Here is a 15,814-nt window from a genome sequence, read left to right as displayed (position 1 = left end):
GCTCACGGGCCATGGCTCGTCGCAAGAAGGCCGATGAAGTGGCCGCGCGCGTCCGAAACCTGCTCGCGATGGACGCGGCCGGCATCATGCGCCGGCTGGAGGCGCGGCGTGACGAGATGTTCGCCCTCTTCTCGCGGCTGCGCAGCCGCGAGCCGCTGCTGGGCACCGTTGCCTCGCGCTACGCCAGCGGGGCCTTCGAGCAGCTCGTCTACCTCTCCGAGCAGGAGCAGGCCGTGGTGGACCACTTCTACGACCGCCTGGACGAGCTGCGCTGGTACTTCACGTACACCGAGGACATGCCCGGCACCGCGCAGCAGGTCTTCACCAAGCTGCACAAGCGGCTGGAGGAGGCATACCGGTCGCTGGTGGTGACGCTCGGGCCGCCGATGCCGCCGGATGGGGCTCGCGTGGTGGACGTGAAGGTGGTCCGGCAGGAGGAGCCGTCCACGGAGACGGCGCTGGACCGGCCCGCGCCGCCCGCGCGGCACCGCCGGGCCTGAGCGCCCGCACACGGGACAGTCGATGGAAGGGGATTCATGGTGACGGTGGCAGGTTGGGTGCTTCTCGCGATGGCGGCGGCTTCCCCGGCGCCCTCCGCGTCCACGAGCGAAGCCGTATGCGGACTGACGTGGCTGTTCACGGCGGAGAAGGCGTACTTCGCCGAGAAGGACCGCTACGCCCCGCCCGAGCAGGTCGGCTTCCTCCCCCACCCGTGTCATGGCGGAACTCGACCTCCCGAGTCGGAGCCCGCGTCCGTGGGAGGCTGCGGGTTCGTCTTCACGGTGACCGAGGCGGGCACGTCCGCCGAGGCGCTGAAGGCCGAGGCGCGAGGCGTGGGGCCTGGCGTGGAGGGGCTGCGCTTCGCACTGGATGCGCATGGCGTCGTCACGCGAGCAGGGACGAAAGCTCCCGTCCAGATGCCCGACTGCGAGGCCTGGAGGAAGAAGGCAGACCCGCTCTGGCACTACCACGACATCGTCGCGGAGCATGACTGTGTGGGCGGCCCGTACGCCAAGGACCATCCCTGCGCGGCGGCACTCCAGGAGTTGGCGACGCTGGCACGTGCGGGTGTCGGCGTGGCACGGAAGGAATACGCGGCCCATCCCACCGCGCGAGAGCTGGTGCCACTGGACGAGTCGCCTCCGCCCTTGAGCACGACGCTCTGCGGATTGCGCTCCACGCCTGAGCAACGCGCCGACGCCGCGGCAGCCCTGGAGCGTGAAGGCGGGTTGCTCGATGCGGTGCTCTCGCCAGAGTGCCGCGTCGAGGGCGTGCGCGCGGCACTGCCCCGGGTGTTCGCGCGCTTCGACGCCGTGTGCCCGGGAGCCCACTGCTTCACGCTGCTGGCGCTCGCGAACAGCACGAAGATGGCGGGACGCGAGGCCCTGCTCGCGGCCCATGCGCCACGAGTGGCCACGCTGCTCATGGCCGAGGCCCCGGAGGCACGGGCGAGGCGAATCACCGACGTGGCGGCGGTGTCACCGCCTGCCAGCGCCGCGGCGCTCGCCGACGTCCTGGAGGGCCGATGGCCCGGACTGCGGGAACTGCGGCCCCTGCCGCGACAGCCCGTGGTCCTCGCTCTGCTCGACCAGGCTCGCGCGAAGCATCCCTCCCTGACCGGGCGGCTGGAGTTGCTCGACGAGGCGCAGGGACAGGGCCGCGCGAGCGATGCGGCCTTCGGCGCCTGGGCCGAGACCGCGCCTTGCTCACAGCTCGCCGATGCCCATTCGTTCCGGCTCACGGGGCCGCGCCTGAAGGCACTCGCTCGAACCCACGAGCGTTGCCAGGGCACCACGATGCTGGTGCTCGAACAGCACACGGCCACGCTGGAGCCGCGAGAGTTGATGGATGCACTGGAGCCCCTGCCGGCGGAGAAGCTGCGCGGGCTGCGCAACGCGCTGGGACTCGACGTGCCCGCGCGGGCCGAGGCACTGGTGGATTGGCTGGTGGAGCGCGAGCCGATGCTGCTCGAAGCGCTGCACGTCAACGCGGCGGTGGCCGGCAAGCTGCTCGCGCCGCGCAATGTGGACCGTCTGGGCGGCCGCGACGTGGTGCTCGATGGCCTGCTCGGGCGGAAGGGGCTGTGGCGCGTGACGTTGGAGGATGACGCCCTGCGCCTGCTCGTCGACGAGGCCTTGAAGGGACAGCCCTCGGCTGGACTCGTGCGCTACGTCGCGTCCCTGCTCCTGTGGCCGGAGGAGAAGCCGAAGATGTTCGCTCGTGCGTTCCAGTCTCCCGACGCACGCGTGCGCGCCGCGGCTGCCGCGGGCCTGGCCGAGTGGGACGGTCGGGGCATTCCCCGGGACGCGGCTCGGGACTGTCTCTCCGAGGTCCAGCGCCAGTTCCTCTGCATCGACGCCGCCACGGAGCACCTCGGTCCGCCGCCGCCCGGGACGCGGAGGCCTCCGTTCCCTCTCGGCGGCACCGGCACCTCGGCATCCCCACGGGACGTGCTGGAGGACTACTGCCAGCAAGTGGATGCAGCGGAGGCGAAGTGCGCGGCCGTGTGCGGCGGGGACCCGTTGGATGAGTCGCAGCTCGTGCGGCTCGAAGCCGCGGCGGGTGAGGCCCTCTCCCGGCCCGCAGCGCTTCGCGCCTGTACGTACTCGCGTCCCGAGGTGCCCTGAGGGCCGACGGCTCAGGCCGCCGGAACCGGATCGGTGGCGAGGTTCTCGGCCTCGTCCTGGCGCGGCGTGAGGCGCTTCATGGAGCTCTTGCCCACGACGACGTCCACCATCTTCCGGACGCGCGTCCAGACACTCTCCTGCACGTAGGGGATGCCGTACTTCTCGCAGAGGGCGCGCACCTTCGGCTGCACCTCGCGGTACTTGAGCATCGGCAGGTCCGGCCAGATGTGGTGCTCGATTTGATAGTTGAGCCACAGGTGGGCGAAGTCGTTCAGGTCCCCGCCAGTGCGGTAGTTCGCGCTGCCAATCACCTGCTGCACGTACCGCGCGCCGCGGTTCTCCGGGGCCGAGTCGAAGCGGTACAGGTCCTCGCCCGTGTGGTTGGGGCCCACCACGAGGAAGGTGTGCAGGCTGGTGAAGATGTCCGCCAGCACCGAGTTGCACAGCGCGCTGAAGGCCGCCCACGGGCTGACGACGAGGTACAGCGCGGGGAAGAGGCCGAACTGGATGGCGGCGTAAGGCAGGTAGCAGCTGAGCACGAGCTCCTTCAGCTCCGCGCCCGTGAGCGAGCCGCCCTTGCGCCGGCCCTTGCGGCGCAGCGAGCTGAGCGTCTCGGGCGCGTAGTAGCTGGCGCGCCAGGTGAGCGCGAGCAGGGCGAGCTGCACGTAGCGGAGCGCGAGCGGACGCTCGGGGTTGCGCAGCGTCCCTTCCGCGTTGCGCTCCAGGAGGTCGGGGTCCGCGTCCTCGCCGGTGTGCGAGTGGTGGAGGACGTTGTGCTCGAAGATCCAGGCCTCGGGCAGCATCCAGTCGAGCCAGTCGAGAAAGCGGCGCCAGCCCTTCGCGAAGCCCTTGCCCGTGCGCGACGCGGGCAGTCCGGGGACGCGGTCATAGCCGCGATGCCCCACGTGGTGCATGAGGAGCCACCGCGTGGAGCGGCCCAGGCTGAGCGCCGCGGCGCTGAGCAGATTGGGCCCAATCCAGCACGTCGCCACGCCGAGCAGCGTGGCCACCCTACCCCACCGCTCGATCTTCCGGAGGTGCGCCGCGTCCGCCTCGCCGAGCGATGCGTCGACCTGCTCGCGAAGCTCCTTCAGCTCGCGGTGGAAGCCGTCCACGTCCACGGCGGCAAGGTCGAAGTCGGGGGCGGTGGGGGACGGACTCACGGGCATTCCTCGGGCGATGAAGGGGCGCGAACGGTAGCCTCCACCGCGAACCCCGGGAAGGGCCGCGCCGTGGAATCGTCATTCAGAAGGCGAGCGGGAAGCCCCCCGCCTTCGAGGACGCAGTGCTACCTCGCCTTCGGTCCAGGTCGGTCCTGACGCGCCCGGGCTTCCGCTTCGGCCTGCGTGGCCAGGTACTCGGAGAAGACCTCCTGGAGGGCCAGCGCGACACCTCTGATGCGGGGGACGCCGCGCAGGTCCTTGTGCATCGTGAGGTAGAAGCGGAGGCCCGGAAGCGGCGTCTCCAGCCCCACGCGAATCAAGCCAGGATGCTGCCGCTCCGCGCCGAGCCCGAGGAGGACGAGCCCCATCCCGCACTTCGCGGCGTGCAGGCGTGCTTCGACCGAGTTCGAGCGGAACGGGAACCGCGAGGCCCCTCGCTGCACCAGCCACTGCGAGGAGCCCCGCCCCTGCGGACTCTCGTCCTCGACGATGAAGTCGTGCCGGGCATGGTCGCCGTCAGCGAGGAAGCGGCTGGGGAGCGCACGGGCGAGGTACTCCGCGCTCGCGTAGAGCCCTGGAATGACGTCACCCAGCGGCTTCTCGATGAGCACTGGCGACGTGGACCGTCCACCGCGCACGCCGATGTCCGCTTCGCGCGCGGCCAGGTCCACGAAGCGCAGCTCCGAGATGACCTCGATATGGGTCTCCGGATGCCGGCGACGAAAGCGTGCGGCGGCCTCGGCCGCGGCCGTCATGAAGCCATCCGGAAGCGAAATGCGGACCCTGCCCGCATAGGGGGAGCGCCGGCCGCCGTCACGCCGCTGCGCGCGGAGCCCCTGCTCGAAGTTCTCCGCGAGCGCGATGAGCTCCAGCGCGTCCTTCTCCAGCAGGGCGCCTCGTGACGTCCGGTGGACCAGGGCACGCCCCAGGTCCTTCTCGAGTGCCCCGATGCGGCGTGCCACCGTGGAGGTGGACAAGCCAAGCTGGAGCCCTGCCTCCAAGAAGCTGCCCTGGCGATGCACTTCGAGCAGGACGCGCAGGTCATCCCAGGCCGGCAGCTTGTTTTCCATGAGTGGAAAGCACGTTACAGCTTCTTGCCTCGAGCGGCGATGCGTGGACGTCAATGCCTGCCCGTGGGCTGCGGGAGGAGCGCGGAAGGCCGCGGTCTCGTGATGCGCTCGATGAGCTTCGCGGCGAATGTGCGGCTGAAGAAACGCGTGCTGAATGCAGCGAGCCGATTGCCGGTACCGTGCACGACCGACGCACGGCCGGCGACGAATGCATCGAGCCCCACCCGCACCACGTCCTCCGGACGCGCCTTCTTTCCGGGTGAGGCGCCCTCGCCCGAACGCTCGAAGAAGGGCGTGTCGGTGGCGCCGGGAGATAGGACCAGCACGCGGACGCCACGCTCCCGGTACTCCGCCCAGAGCGCGTGGCTGAACGAGAGAACGAACGCCTTCGTCGCGCCGTACACGGCCATGTAGGGCGTCGGCTGGAAGGCGGCCATCGAGGCTACCTGGATGACGCCGCCCTGGCGCCGTTCGAGGGCGGGAAGGAACAGGTACGTCAATTCGACGAGCGCACGGACGTTGAGGTCGATCTCTCCGCGCTGCTCCTCGAGGGACAGGACGTCGAACCCGCCATGCAGGCCGTACCCGGCGTTGTTGATGAGGACGTCGACTTCCAGGCCTCGGGCCCGGACCTCATCGAAGAGACGCTGGGATGCGCCCGAAGCGGTGAGGTCCGCTCGGATGACGTGGGCCCTGCCCATCTCCGTTGCCAGTGCCTGGAGCTTCTCCTCACTGCGAGCCACCAGAATCAGCGAGGCACCGAGCCGCGAGAGCTGCCGGGCAAACTCCGCGCCCAGCCCCATGGATGCACCGGTGACGAGCACCGTCCTGCCTGCGAAATCGAAAGGGTTCATGCGCCAATGGTGACGAGCACGAACCCACCCGACTACGGCGAGCGGCGGAAATGGGGTTTCCAAAAATGGAAAGCAGCCAGTAGTCAGACCTGGATCTTCTTCCGGGTGACGGGAACCACCTCGACGTCGGTGCGCCCCGCGCGCCGGATGCCGAGCATGACGCGGCTACCCTCGGGGCCGCGGATGCGCTGCACCGCCGTGGGGAAGCCCATCTCCACCACGTTGGTCCCGTCGATGCTCACGATGGCGTCTCCGGGTTGCAGCCCCGCCTCGGCCGCTCCACCGGTGGCGATGATCTGCCCCATCACCAGCGCGTCGTCGCGAGGGCCCAGCACCGCGCCGATACCCACCATCTCCATGCGCGCCGTTCCTCCGTCGGCCACGGGGTTGAGCTCGATGGGCGGCAGCGCCGGCGCGCCAGGGCCGACCGTCACCCGGTCCACGAGACGCGTGTCATGGCCCGGCGCGCTCACGGAGAGGGACAGCGAGCCCGGCGCCAGTCCGTCCAACGTGAAGCGGCCGGACGTGTCGGTCATGGCGTCAAACGCCGTGGCGAGGGACGCGTCGTAGACACCGCCCTCCACTTGCACGCGGGCTCCGCTGATGGGGCCTCCGCCTCCGCTCTTCACGACCTGCCCCTCCAGCCGCGCGCCGGGAGACAGCGTGATGTCGATGGGGCCCACGTCCGCGACATGGGGAGAAACCTCCACCGTGGACGCGGAGGGAGCGAGTCCGTAGGCGGCGACACGCAGCGTGTACGTGCCGGGAGCAAGTCCTTCCACGGTGAAGCGGCCGTCGGCGTCCACCACGGTCAGGGCGGAACCGAACTCGCGCTCCAGGGGGCCGCGATGGAGTTGCAGTTCGAGCTGGAAGGACGCGACAGGAGCACCGCGCTCGTCGCGCACTCGGCCGGTGAGGCGGGCGCCGCGAGCCAGCGTGAGGACGAGGTCCCGCCGCCCGGCCTCTACGTTGGCTGCAGTGGCGCTCACGCGTCCGAGGATTTCCGCGAAGACGTCGTAGCGGCCGGGTGCCAGGCGCTCCAGGAGGAAGCGGCCGTCGGCGTCCGTCATCGATTCAGCCATGGGAGCGCCGTTGTCTTCGGCACCGGGCAGGCGAGAACCGCGAGGCGGGCCGGCGCGGACACCTGCACCCGCGATGGGAGTGCCTGACTCGTCCACCACGCGACCCGCGAGCACTTCGCTGGTGGCCGGCGTCTCCGCCTTGAGGCGCAGCACCGCACGCCGGCCCGCGAGGCGCGAGGTCAGTGCGGCGCGTGCGGGAGCATGTCTGGGATGGCGAGCTTCGACAGAGGAGCCCTCGGGAGCACTGAGGCGGACCTCGCCATCGGCGCTGGTGGTGAATTCATCGTTGGTGGGAAAGAGCACCGTCTCTCCGGAGCGGCCCGTGAGGAGCCGCACCTGCGCGTCCGCGAGCGGCTTGCCATCGGGACCTTCCACGCGGACGGTCCAGGACTCCTCGGGCGTGAGGGCCAGCACCAGGCCATCGACGCCGCTGCCGGGACGCGCGGTGAGGCGGACGGGGCTCTGGCCCCAATCCGGACCGAAGGGCAGGAAGCCCTCCGCCCGAATGCTGGCGAGCTGCCAGAGCCCCTCCTGGTCCGGCAGGAAGCGGAAGGCGCCCGCGCCGTCCGTGCGGGTGCTGGCCGCGCCTGAAGGACCCGCGAAGGTCAGCTCCGCACTCGGGACGCCCTGCCCGTTCGTGGCGGACACCACCCGACCGGAGAAGGCCCCGGGAGCATTGGCGGGAGCCTCTGTGCGCTGTGCCGACGGCAACCGGAGCAACGGAGCGGGAACCGGTGCGGACGGAGTGGACGGTGCGGGCTGCATCGCGGACGGCGGCGCGCTGGCGGTTTCGGAGCGCGTACCGGCGGATGAAGTCCTGGAGGTCTGCGTGGACTCGGGAGGATGCGTTCCGGAGTCACGAGCCAGCGCCCACCACAGCCCGAGGCCCAGCAACAGCAAGCTCAAAATCCCCCAGACTCCATACCGGCGCTTCGAATCAGCCATGAGCGTCATCCTCCGCAGGAGCGGCAGGCGTCGCAACTGCTCTCCACCCATGGGGATTCCCGGGCGACATGGGTGCAGCCTCCGAAGAGCCCGGACACAGGCCGCGTTGAAAAGGTGGCAGCGAAATGTCACCCAGGTCCACGCGAGCGCGGCGTGGATGTCACGTGGCCTCTCTAGGGTGCTCGGGCATGACCCATGGAGGCGGAAGCGTCGGAGCCCACGTGCCAGGACCGGTGGACGGAGCGCTCCTTTGTCGGATGAAGAAGTACCGCGCGCAGGCAGTGTTCGTGCTGGGGTTGGTCCTCGCGGCGGTGTGCCTCCACCTCACGTTCCGGAACGCGGACCTGTCGCGGACGTGGGAGACCGTGACACAGCTCGGGCCGGTGGTGTTGTTGGCCTTCGTGCCCTATGGCGTCTCGCTCGCGTTGGACGGTCTGGCCTGGAGCCGGTTGCTGGCCACCCTGGGCCGGTCGGTGGACGCGGTGAAGCTCTTCTGCCTCCGCGCGGGAGCCGAGGCGCTCGTCATCAGCCTGCCCGCGGGAGCGCTCCTGGCGGAGACGATGAAGCCCGTGCTGCTGCGCTCGCAACATGGCGTCCCGCTCACCGAGGGCGTCAGTGTCATCGCCGTGCGCAAGGGGCTCATCCTCCTGGGACACGGGCTCTACCTCTGCGTGGGACTGATGCTGGGCACGCGCATCCTCACGGGTCCATCCATGCAACGCATTGGCGGTGGCGCCCTGCCCTGGCTGATGGGCGCCATGGCAGTGGCCCTCGTGGGAATCGCGTTGATGTCCGGCTGGGTGATGGCAGGCGGCCTCGCGGGGAGACTGGGCCGGTGGCTCCAGCGACTGCCCATTCACTCCGTTCGAGGATGGGTGGAGCGGAAGCGAGCGGACTTCGAGCAAGCAGATGGAACGCTGCGCCGGGTGCTCGTTCCGCGCCAACTGGCACCGCTGGCCGTGCCGTACCTCGGGATGTGGCTGGCCGAGTCCGTGGAGGCATACCTGCTGCTGCGCTTGCTGGGCTTCGATGTGACGTTCGGCGACGCGGTGGCGCTGGAGGCGCTGATGTCCGTCGTGCGCGCCCTGGTGTTCTTCATTCCCGCGGGGCTGGGTGTGCAGGACGCTGGCTACGCGGCGTTCCTCTCGGGCTCGGAAGGAGCGGACGGACTGAATGCGGTGGCGGCCTTCGTCCTGCTCAAGCGAGCCCGTGAGCTGTGCTGGATGGGAGTGGGCTACGTGTTGCTGCTCCAGACGCGGCTCAAGGGAGCAGATGGAGCGACACGCTTCTCCCTCCGCTTCGCTGAAAGCCAACCTGTGTCTGGTGTTGCTTCTGAGCTTTGACTTCACTGAATGAATAGCAACGGTTGCTGGCGAACACTTCCGTCCGTCCACGCAGATGCAACGAATTGACTCCTGAAATTCGGAGTGTTCTGGTCCCCGGCCGCTGCATCCACGATGTCGGGGAGGGGACATGCGTGCACGGATGAGCAGACACCTCGAGTCGCTGCTGCGATTCGAGCCGGCGGCAGCGGAGCTGCGAGCCCTGGCGCCGAAGGCCCGAGGCGTCAAACCGCTGTTGCGCACCGCCCCGGTGCTGCCCCCTGAGTTCTCCTGGCACGACTACGCCGTCCTCCTCCTCCACATCGCCGCCGAGGTGGAGCACGCCCTGATGGCGCAGTACCTGTACGCCGCCTACTCGCTGGGCGGCCCGCAGGTGCCCTCGAGGAACCGCGAGAAGGTCAGGCACTGGCAGGAAGTCGTCCTGGGCATCGCCAAGGAGGAGATGGGGCACCTCATCACCGTGCAGAACGTGCTGCGGCTCATCGGCGCGCCCCTGTGCCTGGACCGCGAGGACTACCCCTGGGGCGCGCAGTTCTACCCGTTCGAGTTCACCCTGGAGCCCCTCACCAAGGACTCGCTGGCCCGCTACGTCTACGCGGAGATGCCCGCCGGCTGGGACACCGACGAGGCGAAGGAAATCAAGAAGCGCGCGCAGCAGGGCTCCAGCGGTCAGCAGTCGTTGCACCGCGTGGGCGAGCTGTATGACCGCATGCAGAAGATTCTCGCCAACCCCGAGTACGTGAAGGAGGCCGACTTCCAGCCGGCCACCACCACCTTCCAGGCCTCCTGGGACGAGTGGGGGCGCGGCTACATGCGCGGCGCGCGCGGGCAGTCCACCTCGCCGCAACGGCAGGAGACGCCGGACGTCATCGTCCGCCCCGTCAGCAGCCGCGACGAGGCCGTGGAGGCACTGGCCGCCATCGGCAAGCAGGGCGAGGCCCTCTTCTACGACGAGGGCGACAACGAGCGCTCCCACTTCCGCCGCTTCCTCGACATCTACCGCGAGTTCCCCGACGGCGAGTGGACACCCACCCGCCCCGTGCCGCTCAACCCGAAGACGGTGATGGACCTCAACGCCAACCGCGTGGTGCGCGCCACGGCGAAAGGCCGCGCCGCGGCGCCCGTGACGAGCACGCCCATCACCCACCCGGAGTCCGCCACGTGGGCGCACCTGTTCAATGTGCGCTACCGGATGCTGCTGGTGTACCTGTCCCACGCGTACCAGCTCGCCGGCGCCACGGGTCAGGGCGACGCGCTCACCCCGCGCGGGCTGCTCATCAACCGCACGTTCGGGGAGATGTACAACGTGCGCGCCATCTCCCACATCCTGGTGGACCTGCCGCTGGACGACTCCGGCTCCGGTGCGGTGGCGGGGCCGCCCTTCGAGATGCCCTACACGCTGGACCTGCCCGACACGGAGGCGGACCGGTGGAGGCTCCACCGCGACCTGCTGGAGGCCGCCCAGCTGCTCGTCCGCACGCTGCGCGAGCAGTATCCGAATCGGCACGCCGACTACCTGCGAGCCCTGGAGGACCTGGACGGGGCGGCGCTGCAGAGCGTCCGCCAGATGATTCCGAAGCCCTGAGCCGCACTCGCTCCGCCTCATTCGGAGGACCTGGCGTGACCATCAAGGAACTGCGAATCCTTCCCCCGCTGGCCATCGCGCGTCTCGGCGCGGCCCCGGAACCGCTGGACAACTACGAGCTGACGGTGCCTGACGAGGACCCGCTCGGCTTCCGACGCCTCGAGCCCGCCCCCACCTTCCGCGTGGACCCGGCGACGGGTGCCATCTCCGAGGCCTTCCTCCCCACGGAGATTGCCTTCAAGTCTCCCGACAACCTCATCCGCCCGGTGGCTCCCTTCCTGGAGGTCTGGGCCGTCACCGACAAGGACAGCCTCGTCCCCCTCACCGTGGAATTGCTCGCCCAGCATGGGCTGCGCCCCTCGGACGTGAAGTGGGAGGTGCGGGTCGGAAACATCAAGATGTTCCGCCGCACCGGCAATGAGAAGGACAAGGTCCTGGCCGTCACGGGGCGCTTCTCCGACCACGACGTCCACCCACTCGAAGGCAGGTGCCGCAACTTCCGCGAGGGCAAGGTGCTGCCCCTGGGCTCGGTGCGCTACATCCGCCCCACCGAAGAGTTCCCGGAGATACGCCTGCGCTTCACGCCCGCGAAGGGCGAGGTGTACGGCGCCAGCGCGGAGACGCCCGGGCCGGATGGCAAGCCGGTTCCCGACGAGAACCTCCCTCCCGAGAACATCATCTACGACCCGGAGAAGGGCGACTGGAAGGGCTACAAGGAGAGCGTCAGTCCCGAGCTGACCATGCCCGCGCAGATCTACGCCGGCTATCCCGAGGGCGACGACTGGGTGAGCCGCGGCTACCTCGACGACGAGTGCGATGGCCTGGTCCACGTGCAGTTGAAGCTCAAGGGCACCCCCGAGCCGCTGAAGGCCTTCGCCCGCATCGGCGCGGGGCCGCCGGCCTTCGCTCCGGACAGCTTCCCGGTGCGCACGGTGGCGGACGACCTGGACCAGGCGCTGAACGGGCCGCGCGCGGCAGACCGCGACGCCACGCTGGAGGCGGCCGAGGACATCGTCCGCCGCGCCTTCGAGACCATCCGGCTGATGAACACCGCCGTGATGAATGGCAACACGGTGAATGGCCAGGTGGACGTGGCCAGCACCATGGTGCGCCAGGACACCGCGGACACCGGCCGCCTCTTCGAGCCCATCATGGCCCCGTCGCTGGTGGACAACCTCACCATCAAGGCCTTGCACCAGAACATCTTCACCGCGCTGCGCGGCGGGGCGGCGCCCTGGTTCTCGGATGTGCTGAGGCGCCATGACGAGATTGGCGACCTCGGCGACAAGGGGCGCCGGAAGATGCCGGCGCTGATGCGCGGCGCGGACGGACGCGCGCTGACGCTCACCCGCCGTCAGGTGGACATCATCAGCAAGGCCGCGCGGCGGGCCCTGTTCAAGCGGAACGGAGGGGACGCGGAATGAAGAAGCTCGACCCGAAGAACCTGTCCGCGCAGCTCCACTACCGCGCCGCCGGCAACCCACCGGGCACCCTGCCCGCGTCCGCCATCTCCAACTGCTTCCCCGGGCTGGAGTTCGACTTCCGCAACGTGTGGCGCCGCATCTTCGTCGGCATCGAGATGCACGAGGCGGACAACTACGTGATGAAGACGGACAAGGGCCTGGAGCACCTGCTCCACCACCGCCTGCTGCGCGTGGACGGCCAGCCGCTCGTCGTCCCCGTCATGGGCCCCCAGCGCCCGGGCGCGGCCTCCATCCAGCTCACCAACTCGGCCAATCCGGAGGGCGTTGCCTTCATGGAGTGGTCCAACGCCCTCGCCGAAGTGCTGCACGGCAAGGCGGGCAAGAAGGTGCGCTGCGAGTTCACCCTGGCGGAGTCCTCGCTGCCGGCCGCCATCCCCACCGACAAGAAGAAGCTCATCGTGGAGAACCTCGAGGTCCGGCACTTCTTCGCCCGGGGCGCGCAGGGACAGCTCGCCGTCATCGCCGAGGAGCTGGCCCAGCCGGGCGAGCTGACGCAGGGGCTGTGCTCGCCCTGGCAGAACGACTACCGCGAGTGCGCCTGCTACTACTGGGCCGCCAGTCGCCCGGACTACGTCAGCGTGGAGCAGGGCCCGCAGGGCGTCAGCATCGGCATCAACTGGATGCAGAAGGAGCGCGGCCCCGAGGCACCCCACCAGTACATCCTCGACGACCGCGAGGACTCGCGGCTGGTCTCCTATGACGACCTCTTCCGCCAGTGGGAGGAGCTGCTGCACTTCCAGATTGAAGGGAGGGACCGCGATGTCGTCCCGCTCCCGGAGGCGGACGTGGAGCCCTCGAAGTGAGTGCTCCGGACACGGCTTGGGCCCGGCGGCTCTTCGAGCTGTCCATGCCCCACGTGCCGGACCTGCACCTCTATGCCACGGAGGTTGGCCAGCACCTGCTGGTGGTGAACGGCAGCCGCCTCTTCGACGTGGATGCCGAGGTGTGCGGAGCACTGGACCGCGCGCGGCTCGCGAGGGACGGCGAGGCGGTGCGGCGGCTGCTGGAGTCCCTGGGAGTCGCCGAGCCGCCCTTCGTCGATGACCGGCCCGTGGAGACTCCGCCCGTGCGGGCGCTGTCGCTGGCGGTGGCGCAGAAGTGCAACCTGGGCTGCACGTACTGCTACGCACAGCAGGGAGACTTCGGCGGCCCGGCGCGCAACATGCCGCTGGAGACGGCGCTGGAGGCGGTGGAACTGCTGCTGCGCGACGCGGGCCGGGGCGAGCGCGTGAACCTCTCGTTCCTCGGCGGCGAGCCCCTCTTCAACCGCGCCGTCATCCGGGCCGCGACGGAGCGGGCCGTGGAGGGCGCTCGGGCGAAGGGCGTCTCGCTGACGCTGTCGCTCACCACCAACGGGACGTTGCTGACGCCCGACGATGCCGACTTCCTGGAGGCCCACGGCTTCGCGGTGACGGTGAGCCTGGACGGGCCCCGGCAGACGCATGACCGGCTGCGAGCATTCAAGGGAGGCCAGGGCAGCTTCGACAAGGTGATGGCGAATGTAACGCCGCTGCTGGAGCGCCAGCGCAGGATGCAGGTCTCCGCGCGCGTCACCGTCACGCCGCGCAACCTGGAGCTGCGCCAGACGCTGGATGCGTTCGTGGACCTGGGCTTCCACTCCGTCGGCTTCTCTCCCATGCTCGCCTCGCCCACCGGACGTGACGAACTGGGGCACGCCGAGCTGGAGACGATGCTCGAACAGATGGTGGACTGCGGCCGAGAGTTCGAGCGGCGACTCGTGGCCGGACGGCGCTACCCGTTCTCCAACATGGTCAATGCCATGCGCGAGCTGCACAAGGGCACCCATCGGCCCTACCCGTGCGGCGCGGGCGCGGGCTACCTCGGCGTCTCCGCCAGTGGCGAACTGGCCGCGTGCCACCGCTTCGTGGGCGACGAGGAAGGCGCCATGGGCGATGTGAATACCGGCGTGGACCGCGAGCGCCAGGCGCGCTGGCTCGCGGAGCGCCACGTGCACCGGCAGGAGCCGTGCCGCTCGTGCTGGGCGCGCTACCTGTGCTCCGGCGGCTGCCACCACGAGGTCATCCAGCGGGGACGCCCTGCCTGTGACTACATCCGTGGCTGGCTGCACTACTGCCTGGAGGCGTACAGCCGGCTCTCCCGAGCCCGGCCGGACTACTTCGGCCTTCCTTCCGCGAACGGGTGAGCCCGTTGGAAGCGCGGCTCGACACGGAGGTGTGCGTCGTCGGTGGTGGACCAGCCGGGGCCTCGCTGGCGCTGCGGCTGGCGCGGCTGGGCCACTCGGTCTGTCTCGTGGAGAGGCATGCCTTTCCCCGGCCCCACGTGGGCGAATCCCTGACGCCAGGGGTGTGGCCGCTGCTCGACGTGCTTGGAGTGGCAGAGGAGGTGCGGCGGGCACGCTTCCTTCCCGCGCGCGAGGCGCTGGTGCGCTGGGAGGACGACACCGGGCGGAGCGTGCGCTCGCGGGAGCCCGGGCTGTTGGTGGACCGGGGCCGCTTCGATGCGCTGCTGCTGGGCGCGGCGCGCGACGCGGGCGTGCGGGTGCTACAGCCGGCCGCGGCGCACCGGCCCGAGCGCCGGGACGGTGGCTGGACGGTGCCCGTCATCCTGTCGGGAGTACGGAGGCTCTGCATATCGGCGCGATTCTTCGCGGACGCGAGCGGGCGCGGCACCTGCCTGGGAGGCCGGAAGGAGGCTGTCTCCGCGCGGACGCTAGCGCTCCATGGCTCCTGGCGAGGAGAGAGGCCTCACGGCCCGGAGACGCGCGTGGAGGCGGGGCCGGATGCCTGGTACTGGGGCGCGCACCTGCCGGACGGCACCTTCAGCGCCATGGCCTTCGTGGACCCGGGGCTGCTGCGCGAGCGAGGCGTCACGCGGCGCACGCTGGAGTCCTTCTACCGGGAGCTGCTGGCCAGCTCGGGACTGCTGGGCGCGTGGACATCGCCGCGACTGGTGGGGAGCGTGCTGGCTAGTGTTGCCACGTGCTACCGGGACGCGGTGCCCATCGAGCGCGACTGCATCAAGGTGGGCGAGGCCAGCTTCTCCATCGACCCGCTGTCTTCGTCAGGGGTGCAGAAGGCCATGCAGACGGCGCTGAGCGGCGCGGTGGCCGTCCATACGCTGCTCGTCCGGCCGGACAACGCCTCCGCCGCGCTGCGCTTCTACACGGAGGACCAGCGCGAGTCCGTGGCCCGGCACGCGGCATGGGCGGAGGGGTACTACGCGGAGCACCGCACGTACCGGGACAGGCCATTCTGGAAGTGCCGCGCACAGGCGTCGTCCACGCTCGCGACCCTGGAGATGCGCCCGCCTCCGCTGGAGGGAGAGGCCCTGCTCCACCGCCGGTGGCGGTTGGATAGAGAGGCGGCGCTGGTGGACACGCCGTGCATCGTCGGAGACCTCATCGAGCTGCGCCGGGCGCTGAGCCATCCCCGTCTCGGGCGGCCGGTGGCATGGCTCGACGGGGTGGAGCTGGCGCCACTCGTAGAGGAGCTCCGCGATGGGTTGACGATGCCACAGCTCGCGGACACATGGGGACGCCAAGTGCCATTCCGCCGGGGTGTCGCCATCCTGGGCTGGCTTTACCGACAGGGGCTGCTCACGGAGGTCGGCGCGAGCGAGACGCGGTGACTGCTTCGCTGAAAGCCAACCTGCGCTTGGTGTCACTTCTGACCTTTGACTT

12 protein-coding genes are annotated in these 15,814 nt (G+C 69.9%); 8 read left to right on the top strand and 4 right to left on the bottom strand.

What is annotated here, in order from left to right; all coding sequences use genetic code 11:
• Positions 1-11 precede the first annotated feature (11 nt).
• Together ACVTJA_RS22830 and ACVTJA_RS22825 are read left to right on the top strand one after the other, a co-directional pair.
• A complete protein-coding gene (locus tag ACVTJA_RS22830; RefSeq protein WP_465839134.1) occupies positions 12-500 on the top strand; it encodes a hypothetical protein in 489 nt (162 codons plus the stop codon).
• Between the two features lie 36 nt (positions 501-536).
• Positions 537-2,627 (top strand): hypothetical protein, encoded by a 2,091-nt coding sequence (locus tag ACVTJA_RS22825; RefSeq protein ID WP_465839133.1) that lies wholly within the window; start codon positions 537-539, stop codon positions 2,625-2,627.
• An 11-nt stretch (positions 2,628-2,638) separates the two neighbouring features.
• On the opposite strand, the gene ACVTJA_RS22820 is transcribed toward ACVTJA_RS22825, so the two are convergent.
• The 4 genes from ACVTJA_RS22820 to ACVTJA_RS22805 all read right to left on the bottom strand — a co-directional run bounded on the left by ACVTJA_RS22820 (position 2,639) and on the right by ACVTJA_RS22805 (position 7,444).
• Positions 2,639-3,790 (bottom strand): fatty acid desaturase family protein, encoded by a 1,152-nt coding sequence (locus ACVTJA_RS22820; RefSeq protein WP_465839131.1) that lies wholly within the window; start codon positions 3,788-3,790, stop codon positions 2,639-2,641.
• Between the two features lie 125 nt (positions 3,791-3,915).
• On the bottom strand, positions 3,916-4,860 hold the full coding sequence (locus ACVTJA_RS22815) for a LysR family transcriptional regulator (RefSeq protein WP_465839129.1): 945 nt from the start codon (positions 4,858-4,860) through the stop codon (positions 3,916-3,918).
• A gap of 50 nt (positions 4,861-4,910) precedes the next feature.
• The gene (locus ACVTJA_RS22810; protein ID WP_465839127.1) at positions 4,911-5,714 is read right to left on the bottom strand and encodes an SDR family NAD(P)-dependent oxidoreductase; all 804 of its coding nucleotides are present in this window, start codon (positions 5,712-5,714) and stop codon (positions 4,911-4,913) included.
• An 83-nt stretch (positions 5,715-5,797) separates the two neighbouring features.
• Positions 5,798-7,444 (bottom strand): carboxypeptidase regulatory-like domain-containing protein, encoded by a 1,647-nt coding sequence (locus ACVTJA_RS22805; protein WP_465839125.1) that lies wholly within the window; start codon positions 7,442-7,444, stop codon positions 5,798-5,800.
• Between the two features lie 554 nt (positions 7,445-7,998).
• On the opposite strand from ACVTJA_RS22805, the gene ACVTJA_RS22800 reads away from it, so the two are divergent.
• The 6 genes from ACVTJA_RS22800 to qhpG all read left to right on the top strand — a co-directional run bounded on the left by ACVTJA_RS22800 (position 7,999) and on the right by qhpG (position 15,762).
• Positions 7,999-9,084 carry a lysylphosphatidylglycerol synthase transmembrane domain-containing protein gene (locus tag ACVTJA_RS22800; protein WP_465839124.1) on the top strand — a complete coding sequence of 362 codons (1,086 nt, stop codon included), beginning with the start codon at positions 7,999-8,001 and terminating at the stop codon, positions 9,082-9,084.
• Positions 9,085-9,226: 142 nt separating this feature from the next.
• Positions 9,227-10,669 carry a ferritin-like domain-containing protein gene (locus ACVTJA_RS22795; RefSeq protein WP_465839123.1) on the top strand — a complete coding sequence of 481 codons (1,443 nt, stop codon included), beginning with the start codon at positions 9,227-9,229 and terminating at the stop codon, positions 10,667-10,669.
• A 35-nt stretch (positions 10,670-10,704) separates the two neighbouring features.
• On the top strand, positions 10,705-12,093 hold the full coding sequence (locus tag ACVTJA_RS22790) for a hypothetical protein (RefSeq protein WP_465839122.1): 1,389 nt from the start codon (positions 10,705-10,707) through the stop codon (positions 12,091-12,093).
• Positions 12,090-12,956: a hypothetical protein gene (locus tag ACVTJA_RS22785; protein ID WP_465839121.1), complete on the top strand. Its 867-nt coding sequence runs from the start codon at positions 12,090-12,092 to the stop codon at positions 12,954-12,956. Before ACVTJA_RS22790 ends, ACVTJA_RS22785 begins: the two co-directional genes overlap by 4 nt.
• Positions 12,953-14,317 (top strand): radical SAM protein, encoded by a 1,365-nt coding sequence (locus ACVTJA_RS22780; protein WP_465839120.1) that lies wholly within the window; start codon positions 12,953-12,955, stop codon positions 14,315-14,317. The genes ACVTJA_RS22785 and ACVTJA_RS22780 overlap by 4 nt, the downstream gene beginning before the upstream one ends.
• Positions 14,314-15,762: a flavin-dependent monooxygenase QhpG gene (qhpG, locus tag ACVTJA_RS22775; RefSeq protein WP_465839118.1), complete on the top strand. Its 1,449-nt coding sequence runs from the start codon at positions 14,314-14,316 to the stop codon at positions 15,760-15,762. The genes ACVTJA_RS22780 and qhpG overlap by 4 nt, the downstream gene beginning before the upstream one ends.
• The last annotated feature ends 52 nt before the right edge of the window (positions 15,763-15,814 follow it).

The sequence above is a fragment of the Pyxidicoccus sp. M6 genome, from assembly GCF_055568925.1.
Note: the sequence above shows the minus strand (reverse complement) of the source record. Positions and strands in the feature narration are given on the sequence as shown.